17 protein-coding genes and 1 pseudogene are annotated in these 14,566 nt (G+C 59.6%); 10 read left to right on the forward strand and 8 right to left on the reverse strand.

All coding sequences use genetic code 11. The features are described from left to right. Nucleotides 1-8 precede the first annotated feature (8 nt). The 3 genes and pseudogenes from istA to ACFSOZ_RS15315 form a co-directional block, all read left to right on the forward strand. Nucleotides 9-1,538, forward strand: a complete 1,530-nt coding sequence (gene istA, locus ACFSOZ_RS15305) for an IS21 family transposase (RefSeq protein ID WP_379099792.1) — start codon at nt 9-11, stop codon at nt 1,536-1,538. After that, a complete protein-coding gene (gene istB / locus ACFSOZ_RS15310) occupies nt 1,528-2,340 on the forward strand; it encodes an IS21-like element helper ATPase IstB (RefSeq protein ID WP_379095118.1) in 813 nt (270 codons plus the stop codon). Before istA ends, istB begins: the two co-directional genes overlap by 11 nt. 52 nt (nt 2,341-2,392) lie before the next feature. After that, nucleotides 2,393-3,706 (forward strand): annotated as a pseudogene (locus ACFSOZ_RS15315) (hypothetical protein); the annotation flags it as partial. 295 nt (nt 3,707-4,001) lie between these two features. Here ACFSOZ_RS15315 and ACFSOZ_RS15320 read toward each other — a convergent pair. Together ACFSOZ_RS15320 and ACFSOZ_RS15325 are read right to left on the reverse strand one after the other, a co-directional pair. Then, the gene (locus ACFSOZ_RS15320) at nt 4,002-4,772 is read right to left on the reverse strand and encodes an RES family NAD+ phosphorylase (protein WP_379099410.1); all 771 of its coding nucleotides are present in this window, start codon (nt 4,770-4,772) and stop codon (nt 4,002-4,004) included. A 76-nt stretch (nt 4,773-4,848) separates the two neighbouring features. Then, nucleotides 4,849-5,565 (reverse strand): hypothetical protein, encoded by a 717-nt coding sequence (locus tag ACFSOZ_RS15325; protein WP_379099413.1) that lies wholly within the window; start codon nt 5,563-5,565, stop codon nt 4,849-4,851. A 1,161-nt stretch (nt 5,566-6,726) separates the two neighbouring features. On the opposite strand from ACFSOZ_RS15325, the gene ACFSOZ_RS15330 reads away from it, so the two are divergent. Then, on the forward strand, nt 6,727-7,473 hold the full coding sequence (locus ACFSOZ_RS15330; protein WP_379099416.1) for a bestrophin-like domain: 747 nt from the start codon (nt 6,727-6,729) through the stop codon (nt 7,471-7,473). A 127-nt stretch (nt 7,474-7,600) separates the two neighbouring features. Here ACFSOZ_RS15330 and ACFSOZ_RS15335 read toward each other — a convergent pair whose 3' ends face one another. From ACFSOZ_RS15335 to ACFSOZ_RS15345, 3 genes are all read right to left on the reverse strand, one after another. Then, nucleotides 7,601-8,113: an OmpA family protein gene (locus tag ACFSOZ_RS15335; RefSeq protein WP_379099419.1), complete on the reverse strand. Its 513-nt coding sequence runs from the start codon at nt 8,111-8,113 to the stop codon at nt 7,601-7,603. Between the two features lie 10 nt (nt 8,114-8,123). Further along, nucleotides 8,124-8,783, reverse strand: coding sequence for a L,D-transpeptidase (locus ACFSOZ_RS15340; protein ID WP_379099422.1), 660 nt, complete (start codon nt 8,781-8,783; stop codon nt 8,124-8,126). Between the two features lie 156 nt (nt 8,784-8,939). Beyond that, nucleotides 8,940-9,200, reverse strand: a complete 261-nt coding sequence (locus ACFSOZ_RS15345) for a hypothetical protein (RefSeq protein ID WP_379099425.1) — start codon at nt 9,198-9,200, stop codon at nt 8,940-8,942. A gap of 117 nt (nt 9,201-9,317) precedes the next feature. On the opposite strand from ACFSOZ_RS15345, the gene ACFSOZ_RS15350 reads away from it, so the two are divergent. The 5 genes from ACFSOZ_RS15350 to ACFSOZ_RS15370 all read left to right on the forward strand — a co-directional run bounded on the left by ACFSOZ_RS15350 (nt 9,318) and on the right by ACFSOZ_RS15370 (nt 13,114). After that, complete coding sequence (locus tag ACFSOZ_RS15350; RefSeq protein WP_379099428.1) at nt 9,318-9,755, forward strand: hypothetical protein; 438 nt, start codon at nt 9,318-9,320, stop codon at nt 9,753-9,755. A gap of 174 nt (nt 9,756-9,929) precedes the next feature. Further along, nucleotides 9,930-10,118, forward strand: a complete 189-nt coding sequence (locus ACFSOZ_RS15355) for a hypothetical protein (RefSeq protein ID WP_379099431.1) — start codon at nt 9,930-9,932, stop codon at nt 10,116-10,118. A gap of 237 nt (nt 10,119-10,355) precedes the next feature. Continuing rightward, nucleotides 10,356-10,538: a CPCC family cysteine-rich protein gene (locus tag ACFSOZ_RS15360; RefSeq protein ID WP_379099434.1), complete on the forward strand. Its 183-nt coding sequence runs from the start codon at nt 10,356-10,358 to the stop codon at nt 10,536-10,538. Between the two features lie 173 nt (nt 10,539-10,711). Then, on the forward strand, nt 10,712-11,245 hold the full coding sequence (locus tag ACFSOZ_RS15365; RefSeq protein ID WP_379099437.1) for a FecR domain-containing protein: 534 nt from the start codon (nt 10,712-10,714) through the stop codon (nt 11,243-11,245). A 6-nt stretch (nt 11,246-11,251) separates the two neighbouring features. Next, complete coding sequence (locus ACFSOZ_RS15370; protein ID WP_379099439.1) at nt 11,252-13,114, forward strand: CHASE2 domain-containing protein; 1,863 nt, start codon at nt 11,252-11,254, stop codon at nt 13,112-13,114. Between the two features lie 165 nt (nt 13,115-13,279). On the opposite strand, the gene ACFSOZ_RS15375 is transcribed toward ACFSOZ_RS15370, so the two are convergent. From ACFSOZ_RS15375 to ACFSOZ_RS15385, 3 genes are all read right to left on the reverse strand, one after another. Next, complete coding sequence (locus tag ACFSOZ_RS15375) at nt 13,280-13,705, reverse strand: globin family protein (protein WP_111543346.1); 426 nt, start codon at nt 13,703-13,705, stop codon at nt 13,280-13,282. 170 nt (nt 13,706-13,875) lie between these two features. After that, nucleotides 13,876-14,025 carry a hypothetical protein gene (locus ACFSOZ_RS15380; protein WP_379099442.1) on the reverse strand — a complete coding sequence of 50 codons (150 nt, stop codon included), beginning with the start codon at nt 14,023-14,025 and terminating at the stop codon, nt 13,876-13,878. Between the two features lie 14 nt (nt 14,026-14,039). Continuing rightward, complete coding sequence (locus ACFSOZ_RS15385; protein ID WP_379099444.1) at nt 14,040-14,357, reverse strand: DUF2934 domain-containing protein; 318 nt, start codon at nt 14,355-14,357, stop codon at nt 14,040-14,042. Between ACFSOZ_RS15385 and ACFSOZ_RS15390 the strand changes: the two genes are divergently transcribed. Then, nucleotides 14,340-14,495: a hypothetical protein gene (locus ACFSOZ_RS15390; RefSeq protein WP_379099447.1), complete on the forward strand. Its 156-nt coding sequence runs from the start codon at nt 14,340-14,342 to the stop codon at nt 14,493-14,495. The genes ACFSOZ_RS15385 and ACFSOZ_RS15390 overlap by 18 nt on opposite strands. Nucleotides 14,496-14,566 lie beyond the last annotated feature (71 nt).

Raw genomic sequence — 14,566 nt, forward strand, 5'->3', positions numbered from 1 at the left:
TGATCGACATGGCGTTATTGAGCGTAATCCGACGCTGGCATTTTCGAGAGCATCTATCGATCCGGGAGATTTGCCGCAGGACCGGCCTGTCCCGGAATACCATCCGCAAATATCTGCGCTCTGATGACGTAGAGCCGAAGTTCAAGGTGGCGGATCGGCCGAGCAAACTTGACGCTTTCGCCGACCGTTTGTCGGCTTGGCTGAGGACGGAAGCCAAAAAGAACCGCAAGCAGAAACGCACGATGAAGCAGCTCCATGCCGATCTGCTGAGCCTTGGCTATGAGGGGTCTTACGGTCGTGTTGCTGCTTTCGCCCGGGAGTGGAAGGCGGATCTGCAGAGGGAATTACAGACGACAGGGCGCGGGACATTCGTGCCGCTTGCGTTCGAGCCTGGGGAAGCATTCCAGTTCGATTGGTCTGAGGACTGGGCGATCATCGGCAATGAGCGCACCAAGCTGCAGGTGGCGCATACGAAGCTGAGTTACAGCCGCGCCTTCATCGTTCGAGCCTATCCGCTGCAAACGCACGAGATGCTGTTTGACGCACACAACCATGCCTTCCGAGTCTTTGGCGGGATTCCCCGCCGCGGCATCTACGACAACATGAAGACGGCGGTCGACAGGGTCGGACGAGGCAAGGAGCGCGACGTCAATGTGCGCTTCATGGCGATGGCCAGCCACTACCTCTTCGAACCCGAGTTCTGCAATCCAGCATCCGGCTGGGAGAAAGGGCAAGTCGAGAAGAATGTTCAGGATGCACGTCATCGGCTCTGGCAACCGCTTCCACGCTTTCCATCGCTGGATGCCCTGAACGAATGGCTTGAGCGGCGTTGCCGAGAACTGTGGCAGCAGACGCCGCATGGCCGGATGCGAGGAACCATCGATGACATCTGGGCCGAAGAAGCCCGGACTCTGATGCCGACATCTCGTCTCTTCGACGGGTTTGTCGAATACACCAAGCGGGTCTCTCCGACCTGCCTCGTCCATCTGGAACGTAACCGCTACAGCGTGCCTGCATCCTTTGCCAATCGGCCTGTCAGCGTTCGGGTCTATCCAGATCGCATCGTTGTCGCTGCAGAGGGTCTGATCCTCTGTGAGCATCGCCGCATCATCGATCGCTCACATGATCGGCCTGGCCAGACGGTCTACGACTGGCGGCATTATCTGGCTGTCGTTCAGCGCAAACCCGGCGCCCTTCGCAACGGAGCACCCTTTGCTGAACTTCCCGATGCATTCAGGACGCTGCAGCAACATTTGCTCAAGAAGCCGGGCGGCGATCGCGAGATGGTCGACATCCTGGCACTTGTCCTTCAGCACGACGAGCAGGCGGTGCTCCTGGCTGTGGAGATGGCGTTGGAGGCCGGTGTTCCAACCAAGACGCATGTGCTGAATCTGCTCCATCGCCTCGTCGACGGCAAATCGCTTACGCCTCCGACCATCAGTGCTCCTCAGGCTTTGGCGCTTACCAATGAGCCGAAGGCCAACGTCGAGCGCTACGACGCCTTGAGGAAGGCTTTGGAGGTCCGCCATGCGTCATAATCCTGCCAGCGGCGCAATCGTCATCATGCTCAGGAGCCTGAAGATGCACGGCATGGCGCAAGCTGTAGGCGAACTCACCGAACAGGGAGCGCCGGCGTTTGAAGCCGCCATTCCGATCCTGTCGCAACTGCTGAAGGCCGAGACAGCGGAACGGGAGGTCAGGTCTACAGCTTACCAGCTCAAGACGGCACGCTTTCCAGCCTATCGCGATCTCAACGGCTTTGACTTCACCAGCAGTGACATCAACGAGGCCCTGGTGCGTCAGCTTCATCGCGGCGAGTTCATCGATGACGCCCACAACATCGTGCTCGTCGGCGGCCCAGGGACAGGCAAAACCCATATTGCGACCGCTCTCGGCGTGCAGGCTATTGAGCATCATCACAAACGGGTTCGCTTCTTCTCGACTGTCGAACTGGTCAATGCGCTCGAACAGGAAAAGGCACAGGGACGATCCGGCCAGATCGCCAATCGCCTCGTGCATTCCGATCTCGTGATCCTGGATGAGCTCGGCTATTTGCCGTTCAGCGCATCAGGTGGAGCACTGCTCTTCCATCTGCTGAGCAAACTCTACGAACGCACCAGCGTCATCATCACCACAAACCTCAGCTTCAGCGAGTGGGCGAGTGTCTTCGGCGATGCCAAGATGACGACCGCACTTCTCGACCGACTGACGCACCATTGCCACATCCTCGAAACTGGAAACGACAGCTTCCGGTTCAAGAACAGCTCAGCCCACGAGCCGAAAAAAGCGAAGGAGAAAGCCAGAACCTTGACCGTCAACACCGAACCGAAACATACATGAGAGGCGGGTCAATTCTCGGTGAAAATGCCGGGTCAGTTCTCGGTGGAAATCAACAAAAATTTCTTTAGAAGACGAACTTGGCAAGGTATTGCGCCGGCCGAGGCGCGACACCTTGATATGCAGCGTAGTTACCGTCACCTCACTGGAGATTTCATCAGACATCCACAAGGATGGCGCCCGAGATTTCTTCTCAGCAAACGCATTCCTTGATCTGCTCAGTGGTCAGATAGTGAACGGACTACCGAATGCTGGGTCCCGTGAAATCAAAGAGCGGCTCGTCGGAGAGTGCATCCGGTTCACGCAGAAAACTCGCAGTTCGTATCTCGGCGTCAACGCACTTGGAACGGAGACGCTTGCACCTTTCAATGATGCTGACGCTGCCCCAAAGCAACTGATGCGCCATGCGGCTATGGTGCAGTACCTTGAGGACGATGGCGACGGTGACCCCGGTAGGGAATACGACGTCGACATCGGCGCAACGTATCTCACAATCTTGTTGCATGAACGGCGAAAAAAAATCGCGGATCTTGACCGGCGTTTTGAGGCGAGGCGCAGCGGAAGGGAAACCCGAGCCCCATTGTCCTCCAAAGATCAACTTCTTTTATCTGAGATTGTGCTCGATACGGCAATTAGTTTGGAGGCAAGGGCGGCTGCCATTCAAGCCAAACCGAAGCGACCATCGATAGGCGGCGCGCATAGTACGGTCATCTTTGCAAAGCGTTTCGAGAGCGCATTTCCTGGCGTCCGTGGGGTTGAATGGTTTGACGATTCGAACCAAATCAGACAGCGATCAGCAAGATTGTTTGAGGAGCCCCTTGAGTTTGAGGATGGCACGCCAATCTGGTGGTCCCGAGGCAACAGCAATTTGCAGATTGTCTCATTTGCCGACGAGGGTGATCGCTTTGTCCTCAACGGCGAAGAAATGAACATACGCCGCGTCGCCGCAATCAATCCCGGCTCCTATAAATATGAGTTCGTTTATGTTGAACTCAGCCCGTTGCCCGCAACGGGTCTCTATCCACGTACAAAGGAAAATATTGCTGAGGTTGAGCGTGGTGATGGAGTCTTCCCCTATTATTGGGAGGAATTTGGAATCGTTGACGGCAAACACTTGGTGACTCGCGCAGTTTATGATGATGGCTCCGCATTTATCGATGGCGAGTTCCAATCCCTTCGAGGAAGGGCGCAGCTTCGCTCGCGGTACGTGACGACCTATAATTTCCTCGTTGCTGCCGCCGGTTCACCTCTCTTTGATTCGTCTTATGATCAACAGCTTGAAGATCATCTAAATGCAATGCTTCGCGGGGAAGACCGTCTTGCTGCTATCGCCAGCGACGGATGGAGGCTTCCCACGGGGCGGTCTTAGGATCCAGAAGAGGGGGCGGTTGCCGGCAGAAACAGGCACGGGGCTGACGCCAAGCAGGCGCGACTGCTGGCAATCAACCGCTCCTCATGCTTCTCCGCCGCCTCGCGCGTATCAAACGTCCCCAGTCTGCGCCGCCGCCTCAGTGATTTCGGACTGATGGGTAACTCTTAAGGCAGACGCCCACGCTTCGTATCGGATGCACTCTCGCACAAGCCGCCGATGCGCCTTCGGCAGCAGCACGGCACGAATGTCGTCATCAGGAAACAACACTGGCAAGATCGATCTGCTGCGCTCACTAACCCTTTCCAAGGTTCTCTTTCACAAAATAAGTATTATCAACCTGCTCTGACACCATCGTTACCTTGTTGACCTCATACAGGGTACAATTCAAAAGCGCAGCTGCATCAAGGTCGAATAGTGCGATATTGTAACCGTTTTTTCCAAAATTGCTCTTATAGGCGACGCCGTCGAGGCCCTCTCGCTTGAATAGCTCCGCGATTATCTGAGTTGGCACATAGTCGGCATAGTGGTCACTGCGCGTGATAGGTTTTGCGAAAGCTCTATCGATGGAAGACCACACTGCCTCCTCACGCTCGACTACGTCGGGCTCCTCAAAATAGAGGTTCATCTTGTTATGTCCGCGAGAACAGTCGATGATTGTGAGTGGCCGCAGCGTGCGAAACTGGGCGACAGATACATGCGATCCGATCCAGGGTCGGACCTCCGCAATAGCGGTGTCTCGTTCGGTTGCCAGATACAGGCACGGTATACCTTTCGGGTTGGCACGGCCGTCGCTTGCCCGGTCCCGCAACGGCTTCATGCGCTCAGGCGGATAGGCTCTTAGCACCTCGAAGGTCGCCCCTTCCTCACCTTCCTCCCGCCAGTCATGACCAAGCTGCGAACGCCAGAAGACATAACCCTCCTTGAAATCTGTTCGACGCTTGGCACTGGTCGCCAGCACAGTTTCCAGAAACTGTTCGGCTTCACGAGTGCGTACGAAACGCAGTTCACGGCTGACGGTCCGATGAAACTCCCAATAGCTGCGCCAAGACTCAAATTCCGCCAAGTGTTGTCCCCCAGAAAAACATCCCGCACCGCCAACGGTGCACGCTAACAGTCGCTTACATGGGGCTCAGTTCAGCTCATTCAATCTGCGCAGCGTCTTCATCGAGACGCACGACCCACCCGCCGGCGCCGTCGTCGCGCGGGCCTTTAGGCACTGGTTCCTTCTCGCCCAAAGTTAGACGGTGGTCTCGGATGGACGAAATATCCCCGAGAACCGCCAGTTTCAGCATGTGGCGTTCGACGCCGACGAAAGCGGGCCTCATGCTTAGCCGCGACAGCGTCTCTTGATCGGATACAGAAAGCCCGTCCGCCGGCAAAACCCCCCCGCGGGTTACAAATCCTCCAATAAGCTCGTCCTGGGGTTCGACTGGGAGACTGCCCATCACGCGGTGTGTCGAGGCCGCTTCCAAGGCGGCGGTCGCGCGGGTGCTCGCTTGAGCATGCATGTTGGGGAATCGCCGAGTCACCAGATCACGGAGCGCGGTAGCAAGCGTCCGCAACTCCAGACGGTCGAGCATGCTTGCGTAGTGCATTCGAATCACGCCCACTTGCAACTCGTCGATTTCCTTGGGAAGTATTTCGTCGCCTTCTTCGTCCGGGTCGTGAACAGAGAGCATGGGCGCCCAGTCAAGCGGCGCAGCGAACCCCCACCGCGTCGCAATAGCGTAGCGCTTGAAAGGGGCCAGCCCCTGTCTTCCCCAGATCTCCGCGCGCTCGGTTTGAGCGAAGGCACGTCGCAAAGTCTGACGAGGGCCGCTCCTTTCGTGACAGCCCTTGGCTTCGACGATGGCCATTCCCGGCAAAGACCCCCACGCCACCCAATCTGGCAGATCGCCACGTTTTCGCCGCACACGCCGAAGCTCGCCGCGCATTGGACCCGAAAGGCGCATCGGGGGCTTTGTAACGTGAGCGAAATGCGTGAGATCAAGATGGAGTGTGGCGTAAGCTCGGGCGACGAACCGCCCGAACAGGCCGGAGAGCGCGGTCTTCACCTCTCGCGACTGGCCAAGCGGCTATAGGAACCGGAATTCGGCAGAAGCTGTAGATAAGAGTGGATCGAAGAGGCCCCATAACCCTACTGCAGGCCCCGGACTTTGAAGAATTTCCATCAAGCCAGCGTCTTCGACAGCGCGCGTAGGTATGTCAACTGTGGTGCCTAAACTTGAACCTGAAGCCGGCGTAAAATCATGAGTGAAAGTCGGCATTATATCCCCCATCTTGCCTAGCAAGAACTTTGCAGGCAGTAATCGACTTGGCAAGACGAGAGACAGGGAGAGAGATCGAATTTACACAATAATATTGTCCACGGGACTCTTCCTCTGCGATGATTTGTGCCGCTGCAACCAAAGGTCGTCTTCAAGAATGTAGTGGTTTCTGATTACCGGCAGCCTACTCGTTGCGGCGAACTGGCTTCTCCACGACCTTGGTAGGATAGATCAACCAGTTGGCCGGCGTCACCAATTCTGCATGCCTCAATCGCCCATGGTCAACAGCAGGCCAAATCGCGAAACCGTGGTTTCAAATTGGTAGGCTGATCTCGCCTTTGGTAGAGATAGGCCGCAGCATCGCCGGTCGGCACCCTGCTGCCTCAACGCAACGCGGCTGCAAGTGCCGGTTGGCAAGCACAGGCTGACGGCAGCAGATCATGAAGCAGTCCGCCCCAAGCGCAAAACACCAACCTCACCTGCAATCCAGGCGGGATCGATCGGCGGGCAATTGGGAATCCTCCCGTCGCAAGCACCCCCTGCGACGCGATTGTAAAGCAGGTCTTTCGACCGGCGTGGGCAGCTGATTGCACCCGTGCATAGAGTTTGTTGACACGATGGAACACAGTGGCATTGCCACGAGTGGAACGACGGCCCTACAAACGCCTGACGACGAATTCTCAGGATGGGGCAGGCGCTGCTATGAGTGGCTGGTTGCATACTCTCCCACTCGCTTGGATGGCTCTCGTCGTGTTCGGGGCCACCTATATCGTCGCGTTCATCCTGCACCAAGGCATCGCCGCTCTTTCTGTGGGCTCCACGGGGCGGTCATTCAAGGCGCTTTCGCCTGGCATGTTGCCGCCGCTCGGTATCATCTTTGGCTTGTTTGTGGCGTTCACCGCGGCTCAGGTCTGGAGCGACAACGATCACGCCAATGCGGCAGTCAATCGCGAGGCCAGTGCATTGCGGTCGGTCGTGCTTCTGGCGAGCAGCTTTCCCGGGGAGCCCGAGGCGCGCTTACGGACGCTGGTGCGCAGCTATATCGAGGAAACGACGAGCCAGGAGTGGCCGCTGATGGCCGAGAGCGCGGCGACCCTCACCATAATCCCGCCGGCGCTTAACGAGGCGCTGCGGACGACGCTGGCTTTGGCGCCAGGCAATCCCGGCCAGGAGATCGCGCAGCGCGAGATTACGAGGTGGCTTGAAGACGCCTTTGAGGCGCGTCGCCAACGGATTCTCGTCAGCTCCGCACAAGTCAACCCCACGAAGTGGGCCTGCCTGATCCTGCAAGCCTTCTGTGCTCTTCTCGCGATCGCGGTCGTTCATAGTGATAACCGAATGGCATCGGCGATCGCTCTTGGAAGTTTTGCGACCGGCGTGGCAGCATCCGTTCTCTTGATTCTCGCCCACGATCGGCCCTTCACGGGAGAGATCGCAGTATCGCCGCAGCCGTTGCTGCAAGTCATGCCGGAAGCCAAAGCGGGCGGCGGCGAATGATACAAGTGGAGAGACGGGTAAATTCCCACTTCGGTGTGGCGCCGGTGACCATGACTGGTTTCGGGATCATTTCGACAGTCCGCGACGAGATCGCCTCGCGGCACTGAGGAAGCTGAATACCAGCCCCCTACGACTCGTCCCTCTCATCGCGCAAATTAGACACAACGCGGCGGTTCTGCGACCTGCAGGCGGCGTTGGGGCAGTCGCGGACGAGCCTGTCCTTGCCGTAGCCCTTGGCCCACATGCGGTTGCGGTCTATGCCGCCGGCGGCGAGGTAGTCCATCACCGCATCGGCGCGCTGCTGCGACAGCGCCGTTTCACTTGCGCCGGGATCGTCGGCGAAACCCTGCAGCTTGAGCAGCCAGCGCGGATGCTTTGCCAACCAGGCGATCTGGGTGTCAAGCGTGGCCTTTGCGACAGAATCGAGCGCGGCCGAACCTTGCGTGAAATAAATGCGGCGGCCGACATTGAGGATAAAATCCTCCTCGCTGCCCGGCTGGACGTTCTGGAAGGCGGCAATCTCGGCGTTGGTGATGTCGGGCGTGGAAGGGGCCAGTGTGTTGCTGGTCGAGCAGGATGCGGTCAGCACCAGCAGGCCGGCGGCGAGCAGGCGGCGCGTGTTTTCAATCATGCGGTTCATGAGGCGCCAATCATTCGACAGTGGTGGAAGCGGGCGCCTGGTCGGCGATGTGCGGCAGGACCTCCACCGCGGTGCCGATCGGGCAGCGCTGGTAGAGGTCGATGATGTCTTCCGGGAACATGCGGATGCAGCCGCTGGAAGCGTCGGTGCCGATGCTCCATGGCTCCAGCGTGCCATGCAGGCGGTAGCCTATGTCGGCGCCGTCGCGGTACAGATAGAGCGCGCGCGGCCCGAGCGGATTGTTGGACGCGCCGCCTTCGATCATGGGCGGTAGCTCCGGCCTGCGCTTACGCATTTCGGGGGGCGGGACCCATTGCGGCCACAGCGCGCGGCGGTCGATCGTCGCGCGGCCGTACCATTTGAAGCCGTCCTTGCCGACGCCGACGCCGTAGCGGATGGCGGTCTTGTTTTCCATGATGAGGTAGAGGAAGTGGTGGCGGGTATCGACCACGACGGTGCCGACCGCCTCGCTGCTGAAATACTTGACGATCTGGCGATGCCATCTCTTGTCGATCTTGGCGAAGTTGGTCTTGCGATAGACAAAATTGTTGTCGCTGGCGGTACCGGCGAAAAAGGATTTTGCCGTCGCGGCTTGAACAATATTGCCGGTTGCACCGACCGCGACCAGCGCCAGGCCGCCAAGCACGACACCCCTGCGTGATAAAACCATCGGCAATCCCCCATGCCTTAAGCCTGGCGGACCATAGTTGAGAATGATTTCGCCTCAAAGTGGAAAATGCTGCGTTGCTTCAGTCCGCCGCTAACGGTCTGTCCACTTTTGGGTCCGAACCCAAGAGCGCGCGGCCTAAGCTATCTTGTCGCAACCTTACTTCTGCTCTGTCTGCATCTTGGCGATCAGATCGCGAATTGCGGTCGTGTTTTCTTCGACCGCCTTGGTGTTGGTTAGAGAAGCCTCGATCGACGCATCATTTGCCTTCAATAAGGCGTCGGCCCTCTCTACCTCTGCGTCCGATCTACTAATGTACTCGCTAAATCGCTTCCTCTGGCGCGACGTCGCGGCCCAGTACAGGCCACCGAACACGAGAACGAGTCCTCCCATCCATAAGTAACCGCTCAATTCTGCCATGACTTGCCCCCCCAATCCAAAGCTCCGCTTGTATTGTCGAGGGTGGCGTGGGCCTGTCAACGGGGAAGGCGATTGTATATTTGACAGACCATCGCCGAGTCTGCCACCAAAACAACCATGGAATGGACGCTATCGACCTCCGAAAACCCGCCTTCGATTTACCTTGGCGAGCAACTGGTTGTGCGCCGCACAGCCGGCGGAGGATGGGAAGTAGGCCATGACGGCCAATGGCGGAGCCTTCGCGAGCCTCGCGATTATTGGCGCGTCGTGATCCTGCTCGAAAAGCCTATGCCAGAGGTTGTCGCTGCCGTCGGCAAATTCGGTGACGATTTTCCGTATGTGAATGTCGTCTACTCTGGACTGCTGATGTCGCAGAATTGGGCTCGCCTAGCTGTCGGTTGGATTCCATTGCTTCCGGCCGCAGACCAAGGAATGCTCGTTCCAACTCTAGCCGATATCGAAAAGACCAGCGCCTTCGACCAAAATCTGCGACGTACAGCCCGACAGATGCGAAAGCTCATCGAACGAGCTGCAGGGATGACAGAAATTCGCTAACGCCCCCATGGTGCGACAGTCGGTTGACGCGGATTGACGGCTGGGCAAATTTCAAACTGACCCACTACCCGGCCGCCGGGTAGTGTCTCAGTTCGAAATTTGTGGAAACGCCTAATTCGTTTGGCCGACCTGCGCAAACGCCTATATGCTTAGCGGCAAGCATGGGAGGTTTTCATGCGCGACAACTCAACGAATGCGGCTATCGTCGCTCGGGATCACGACCTTGAAGAAAAGAGCTTCCGGGCGCGGCTTCGCCGCAACCTTCCAGAGCATCATACGCATGGCAGTTGGAAGTGTGAAATCGGCAGCGACAAAGCGCTAGCTATGAGGCGCGAGGCCAAAGCTATGCGAGACGAGAAATAGCAATGCCCACATGACCTAAGGGCCAAAAGCGCCCCTCCGACGTAATCGGCAATGCCATTCGCGTCATGCGCATTGCCACTGGCGATGAACCCGACGACGTGCACGACGACGGCAAGAGCGCCGCCGCCAAAGAACTTGGTTCGAAGGGCAGGGAAGCACGCTGCCAATCTAACGTTGCGCCGAAGCCCGGTAAGCGCGGCCCTTACAAAAAGTCAGCGGCCTGGCTATTCTTGTCGCATGTCAGGCCCACTATTCCCATGCCCATGTTGCGGTTCGCGCGTCGTGAGTGAGCCGGGCAACTATGAAATTTGCAAAGAATGCGGATGGGAAGACGACCCTGTGCAGGGTGCCGAACCCGATTATGCGGGTGGGGCAAACGAACTCAGTCTAAATCAATACCGGGATCGAATTTCAAACTGAGACACTACCCGCCGCCGCCTTGTTTGGCGTCGGAGCCGGTAGTTGTGCTAGGATCGCCGGTCGGCACCCTGCTGCCTCTGCGCAACGCGGCTGCAAGTGCCGGTTGGCAAGCACAGGCTGACGGCAGCAGATTTTCTTGGCCGCAAATTTTCTGCGAGCGCAAGGGGGCGGTGATGAGTGCAAGGGACCGATTTTTCCGCGGCCTGATGATGGCTGGCCTGTTTGCCGGTGTCTTCTGGGTGGATGCCGCCCTGGCGCAGGGCGCGGGGTGTGCGTTGGCGCCGGTGGCCGGTACGTCCCGACAGATTCTGAGATGTCAGGAAGGCCTTACCATCATTGTCGAAAGTGGCTCTCGTTTTACGCTGGTGGACCGCGATCGAAACGGCAAGGTCGATGCGGTCAGGCTGCGGCGCAAGGCGCTGCTGTTCGATGCTCCGGCCGGCTCGATCCCGGGTGGCTTCGCGGTTATCACCCCGCAGGCGATCGCCGCGGCGCGAGGCACCAAATGGGCTGTCGACGTCGGCCGGGGCAAGACGTCTGTTTTCGTCCTCAGGGGTCGCGTCGCCGTGAACCGGCCGGCGTCCAGTGCCGGCGTGGTGCTGACGCCGGGCGAAGGCGTCGACGTCGAGACCGGAACCGGACCGCTCACCGTCAAGCGCTGGCCCGCCAAGCGCGTTTCCGCATTGCTGGCCCGTTTCGGCCAGTGAGCCGCAGTGGGCAGGCGAGCGCTTCCGACGCTGATCGCGCTCATCCTGGCGGGTCTTTGGGGCGCCGGCCTGGGCCTCGCGCACTGGCGCGGCAATTTGTGGTTTCTCGATCGCGTCGAAGCAACGATGACCGATCTTCGAACGCTTGTTCGAGGACCAGCAAAGCCACCGGAGCTGATGACCATTGTCGCAATAGACGACGAAGCGGTGCGGCACGAGGGTGCATATCCCCTCAGCCGCGCCACGCTTGCCCGGCTTGTCGATACGATAGCGCGGCTTGGACCGAAAGCCATTGCGCTCGACCTGCTGCTGGTCGATCCCGGGGCAAAAGACAATGACGAGGCGCTGGCGCGGTCGCTGCGCGGGGGTGCAAGCGTCATCGCTGCCGCAGCGGTCTACCCCGGAGGTGAACAATGGACGGTGGGCGAAGGACCCATCGCCCGCGTACCGAATGCCGAGCGGTTCCTGTGGCCCCTGAAAGCGTTCTCGGATGCCGCGGCGGTCGGCGTCGTCAACGTGGCCACCGACAAGACGGGAACGCCCCGCTTCGTGCCGTTGCTGTTTCGGGCCGGAGATCGGCTGGAAGCGTCTTTCCCCTTGCGTGTCGCCGCCATGGCGGCAGGACATGATCCAGAAATCGCGACCGATCATCTATCCCTAGGCGGACGCTCGATCCGGACGGACATTGGTCACATCCTGCCCCTGACATTCTATGGCCCGCGCGGCACGATCCGCACGATCAGCGCGGCGACCGTGCTGGACGGCCAACTCGATCCCGGCACGATCCGCGATCGAATTGTCGTGATCGGAGCGACGGCAACCGGCACCAGCGATGTTTTCCCGACCCCGTTCGATCCCATACTGCCTGGCGTCGAAGTCATATCGACGGCGATTGCCCACCTGATGGCCGGCGACGGAATAGTGCGAGACCAGAATGTTCGGCTTGCAGATGCCGGCTTTGCAGTGGTGCTGCCAATGGTACTTGTCGGGCTGTTGGCATGGCGGCGAAATGCCGGCGGCCTCGCGGCGATCGCCGGCGTGATCCTGATCTGGTTGGTGGTCAACATGACCGCTTTCTCGCACCATATCTGGCTGAGCGCCGCATTGCCGATGACCGCCGCCATTCCGCCGGCTATTCTGTTCGGGGCCGCGCAGCTTTGGCTGGGCAGGAGCCGGGCGCAATTTTTCGCAACGCAGAGCCAATTGCTTCAACGCGTTGAAGCCCCAGGCATGGGGGAGTGGCTGGCCAGGCATGGCGACTTTCTCTCGGACCCCGTTCGGGGAGACGCCGCCATCCTGTTCATTGACCTATCCGGCTTCACCGGACTGAGTGAATCCTTGGGACCGACCGCCACACGCGAACTCCTGAACGGTTTTCATGCGTTGGTCGGCGAAGAAGTGACGCGCTGCGGTGGCGTCGTCACGAGTTTCATGGGTGACGGAGCCATGATCCTGTTCGGCCTGCCGGAACCAGCGGCAAATGACGCCTTCAATGCCGCCCGCTGTTGTGTGGGGCTCTCCAGCCGCACCAACGATTGGCTCGCCTCGTTGCCGGCAGCGACTGCATCCCGGCTCGGCTTCAAGATTGGAGCCCACCACGGAACAATCGTCGCCTCTCGGCTCGGCGGCGAAGGCCGTCAGCACATCGCGGCCATAGGTGACACAGTCAACGTTGCCAGTCGCTTGATGGAGATCGCAGCCGACCAGAATGCCGAAGTCGCGGTGAGTGACAGAATGCTCGATGCCGCTGGCCGCGAGTGCGCGTTGTTCCAATCCGGCACCCTGAAAGGACCCGTGGAAACACAGATCCGTGGGCGATCCGGCTCGCTCGCAATCTGGCTTTGGCAGAGTTCAGGGATGCTGCAGTAGAGGGTTGCCGCCAGGCCTGCGGCTTGCCTGCCCTGCCAACAGCGCCCCCTCAGTGCCGCTTGAAATACTGCACCTCGCGCTCGTGCTTCTCCGCCGCCTCGCGGGTATCGAACGTGCCGAGGTTGCGCCGCTTGCCGGTCTTTTCGTCCTTGCGCGCGCCTGCCCTCACGCCGCGAGTTGGACCTCGCGGGCGGCCGCGATCATGACACTCGCGAGCAAGCCGTAGGCTGCCTCCCAGGCCTCGCGCACCGCCGGCGTGAAAGCTGGGCCGAGGCCGGCCGCCAGCGTCTCGATCAGCGCCTGGCCGACGATCGGGTAATGATGCTCCTCGACACCGTAGGTGACGTGACGCTTGGCGAGTTCGCGCACGGTGGGCAGGATGGTCTCGGCACGATCCAGACCATGCACGACAAAGCCCAGGCTCGCCATCAGCTTGGCGCCTTGCTTGGTCATGTCTCTCACCGGAAACAGCGCCCGAAGATTCCCGTCGATAGCGAACAGGCGTTCATAGAACAGGGCGGCGGCAGCCGCGCGTATCGGGACGACTTCGCGAAAACTATCCTGGACTAGTCGAATCTGGTCGGGTGTCATCGGCGCGCTCCTGGGTTTGTGGGTAAGGCTCAACCATCTCCCCAGGGCGTTTCGCACGCATGTCGCCTGTCGCGTCGATGTGTTTCAGTTATGTCTCAATCTGGTTTCAGGTTGCATTCAGTTGTTTTCAATTTCCTTCCCGCGCCGCAATGTTCGGCAGCCCAGCCCCCTCACTGCCGCTTGAAATACTGCACCTCGCGCTCATGCTTCACCGCCGCCTCGCGATTATCGAACGTGCCTAGATTGCGCCGCTTACCGGTCTTTTCGTCCTTCTTGCGCGAATAGAGGCGGTATTTTCCGTCCTTGAGCTTTCTGATCATCTGTCTCTCCCTGATCAGGATTTCCGCTTGACCTTGAGGCTGCGGGCGGCTTGCTCGGTCGCCGCGCGGTCGTGGCCCAGCCTGTCGATCAGCTCCTGCGCCTCGTCGCCCGATATGCCGGTGCGCATCGCCAGCGCCTCGACCGCCAGGATGTCGGAGCTGGCGATCTCGCTTGTTTCCGGCAGAGCGTCGTCCGCCGTCAGCGGCTGCGCTGCCTCGCGGTCGATCTCGGCCGCCGCCCGATACCAGTGCTGTTCGGGATCGCCGCCGCCTTCGCGTTCCCAGATCTCGTATGCGCGCTGCTGGATTTTTTCGTGCCGTTCGTCGCCCATGTCGGTTCCTCCGTTGCGTCAGGGAAGAACGCCGAGCCGATCCGAACGATCCAAAAAATTTGCGTGATCATGCGCGAAGGCCTGCACGAAGGTGGCGCCGTGGAGCTCGGCGGCGGAGGCTTCACCTTCCCCGGTTGACGAAGCATCAAACGCAAAGACCCGCCTGCGCGGCGGGTCATTGGCGCAAATCGGCACCATGGACGAAAATG

Source organism: Mesorhizobium newzealandense (assembly GCF_042682145.1).
Lineage (GTDB): Bacteria > Pseudomonadota > Alphaproteobacteria > Rhizobiales > Rhizobiaceae > Mesorhizobium > Mesorhizobium newzealandense.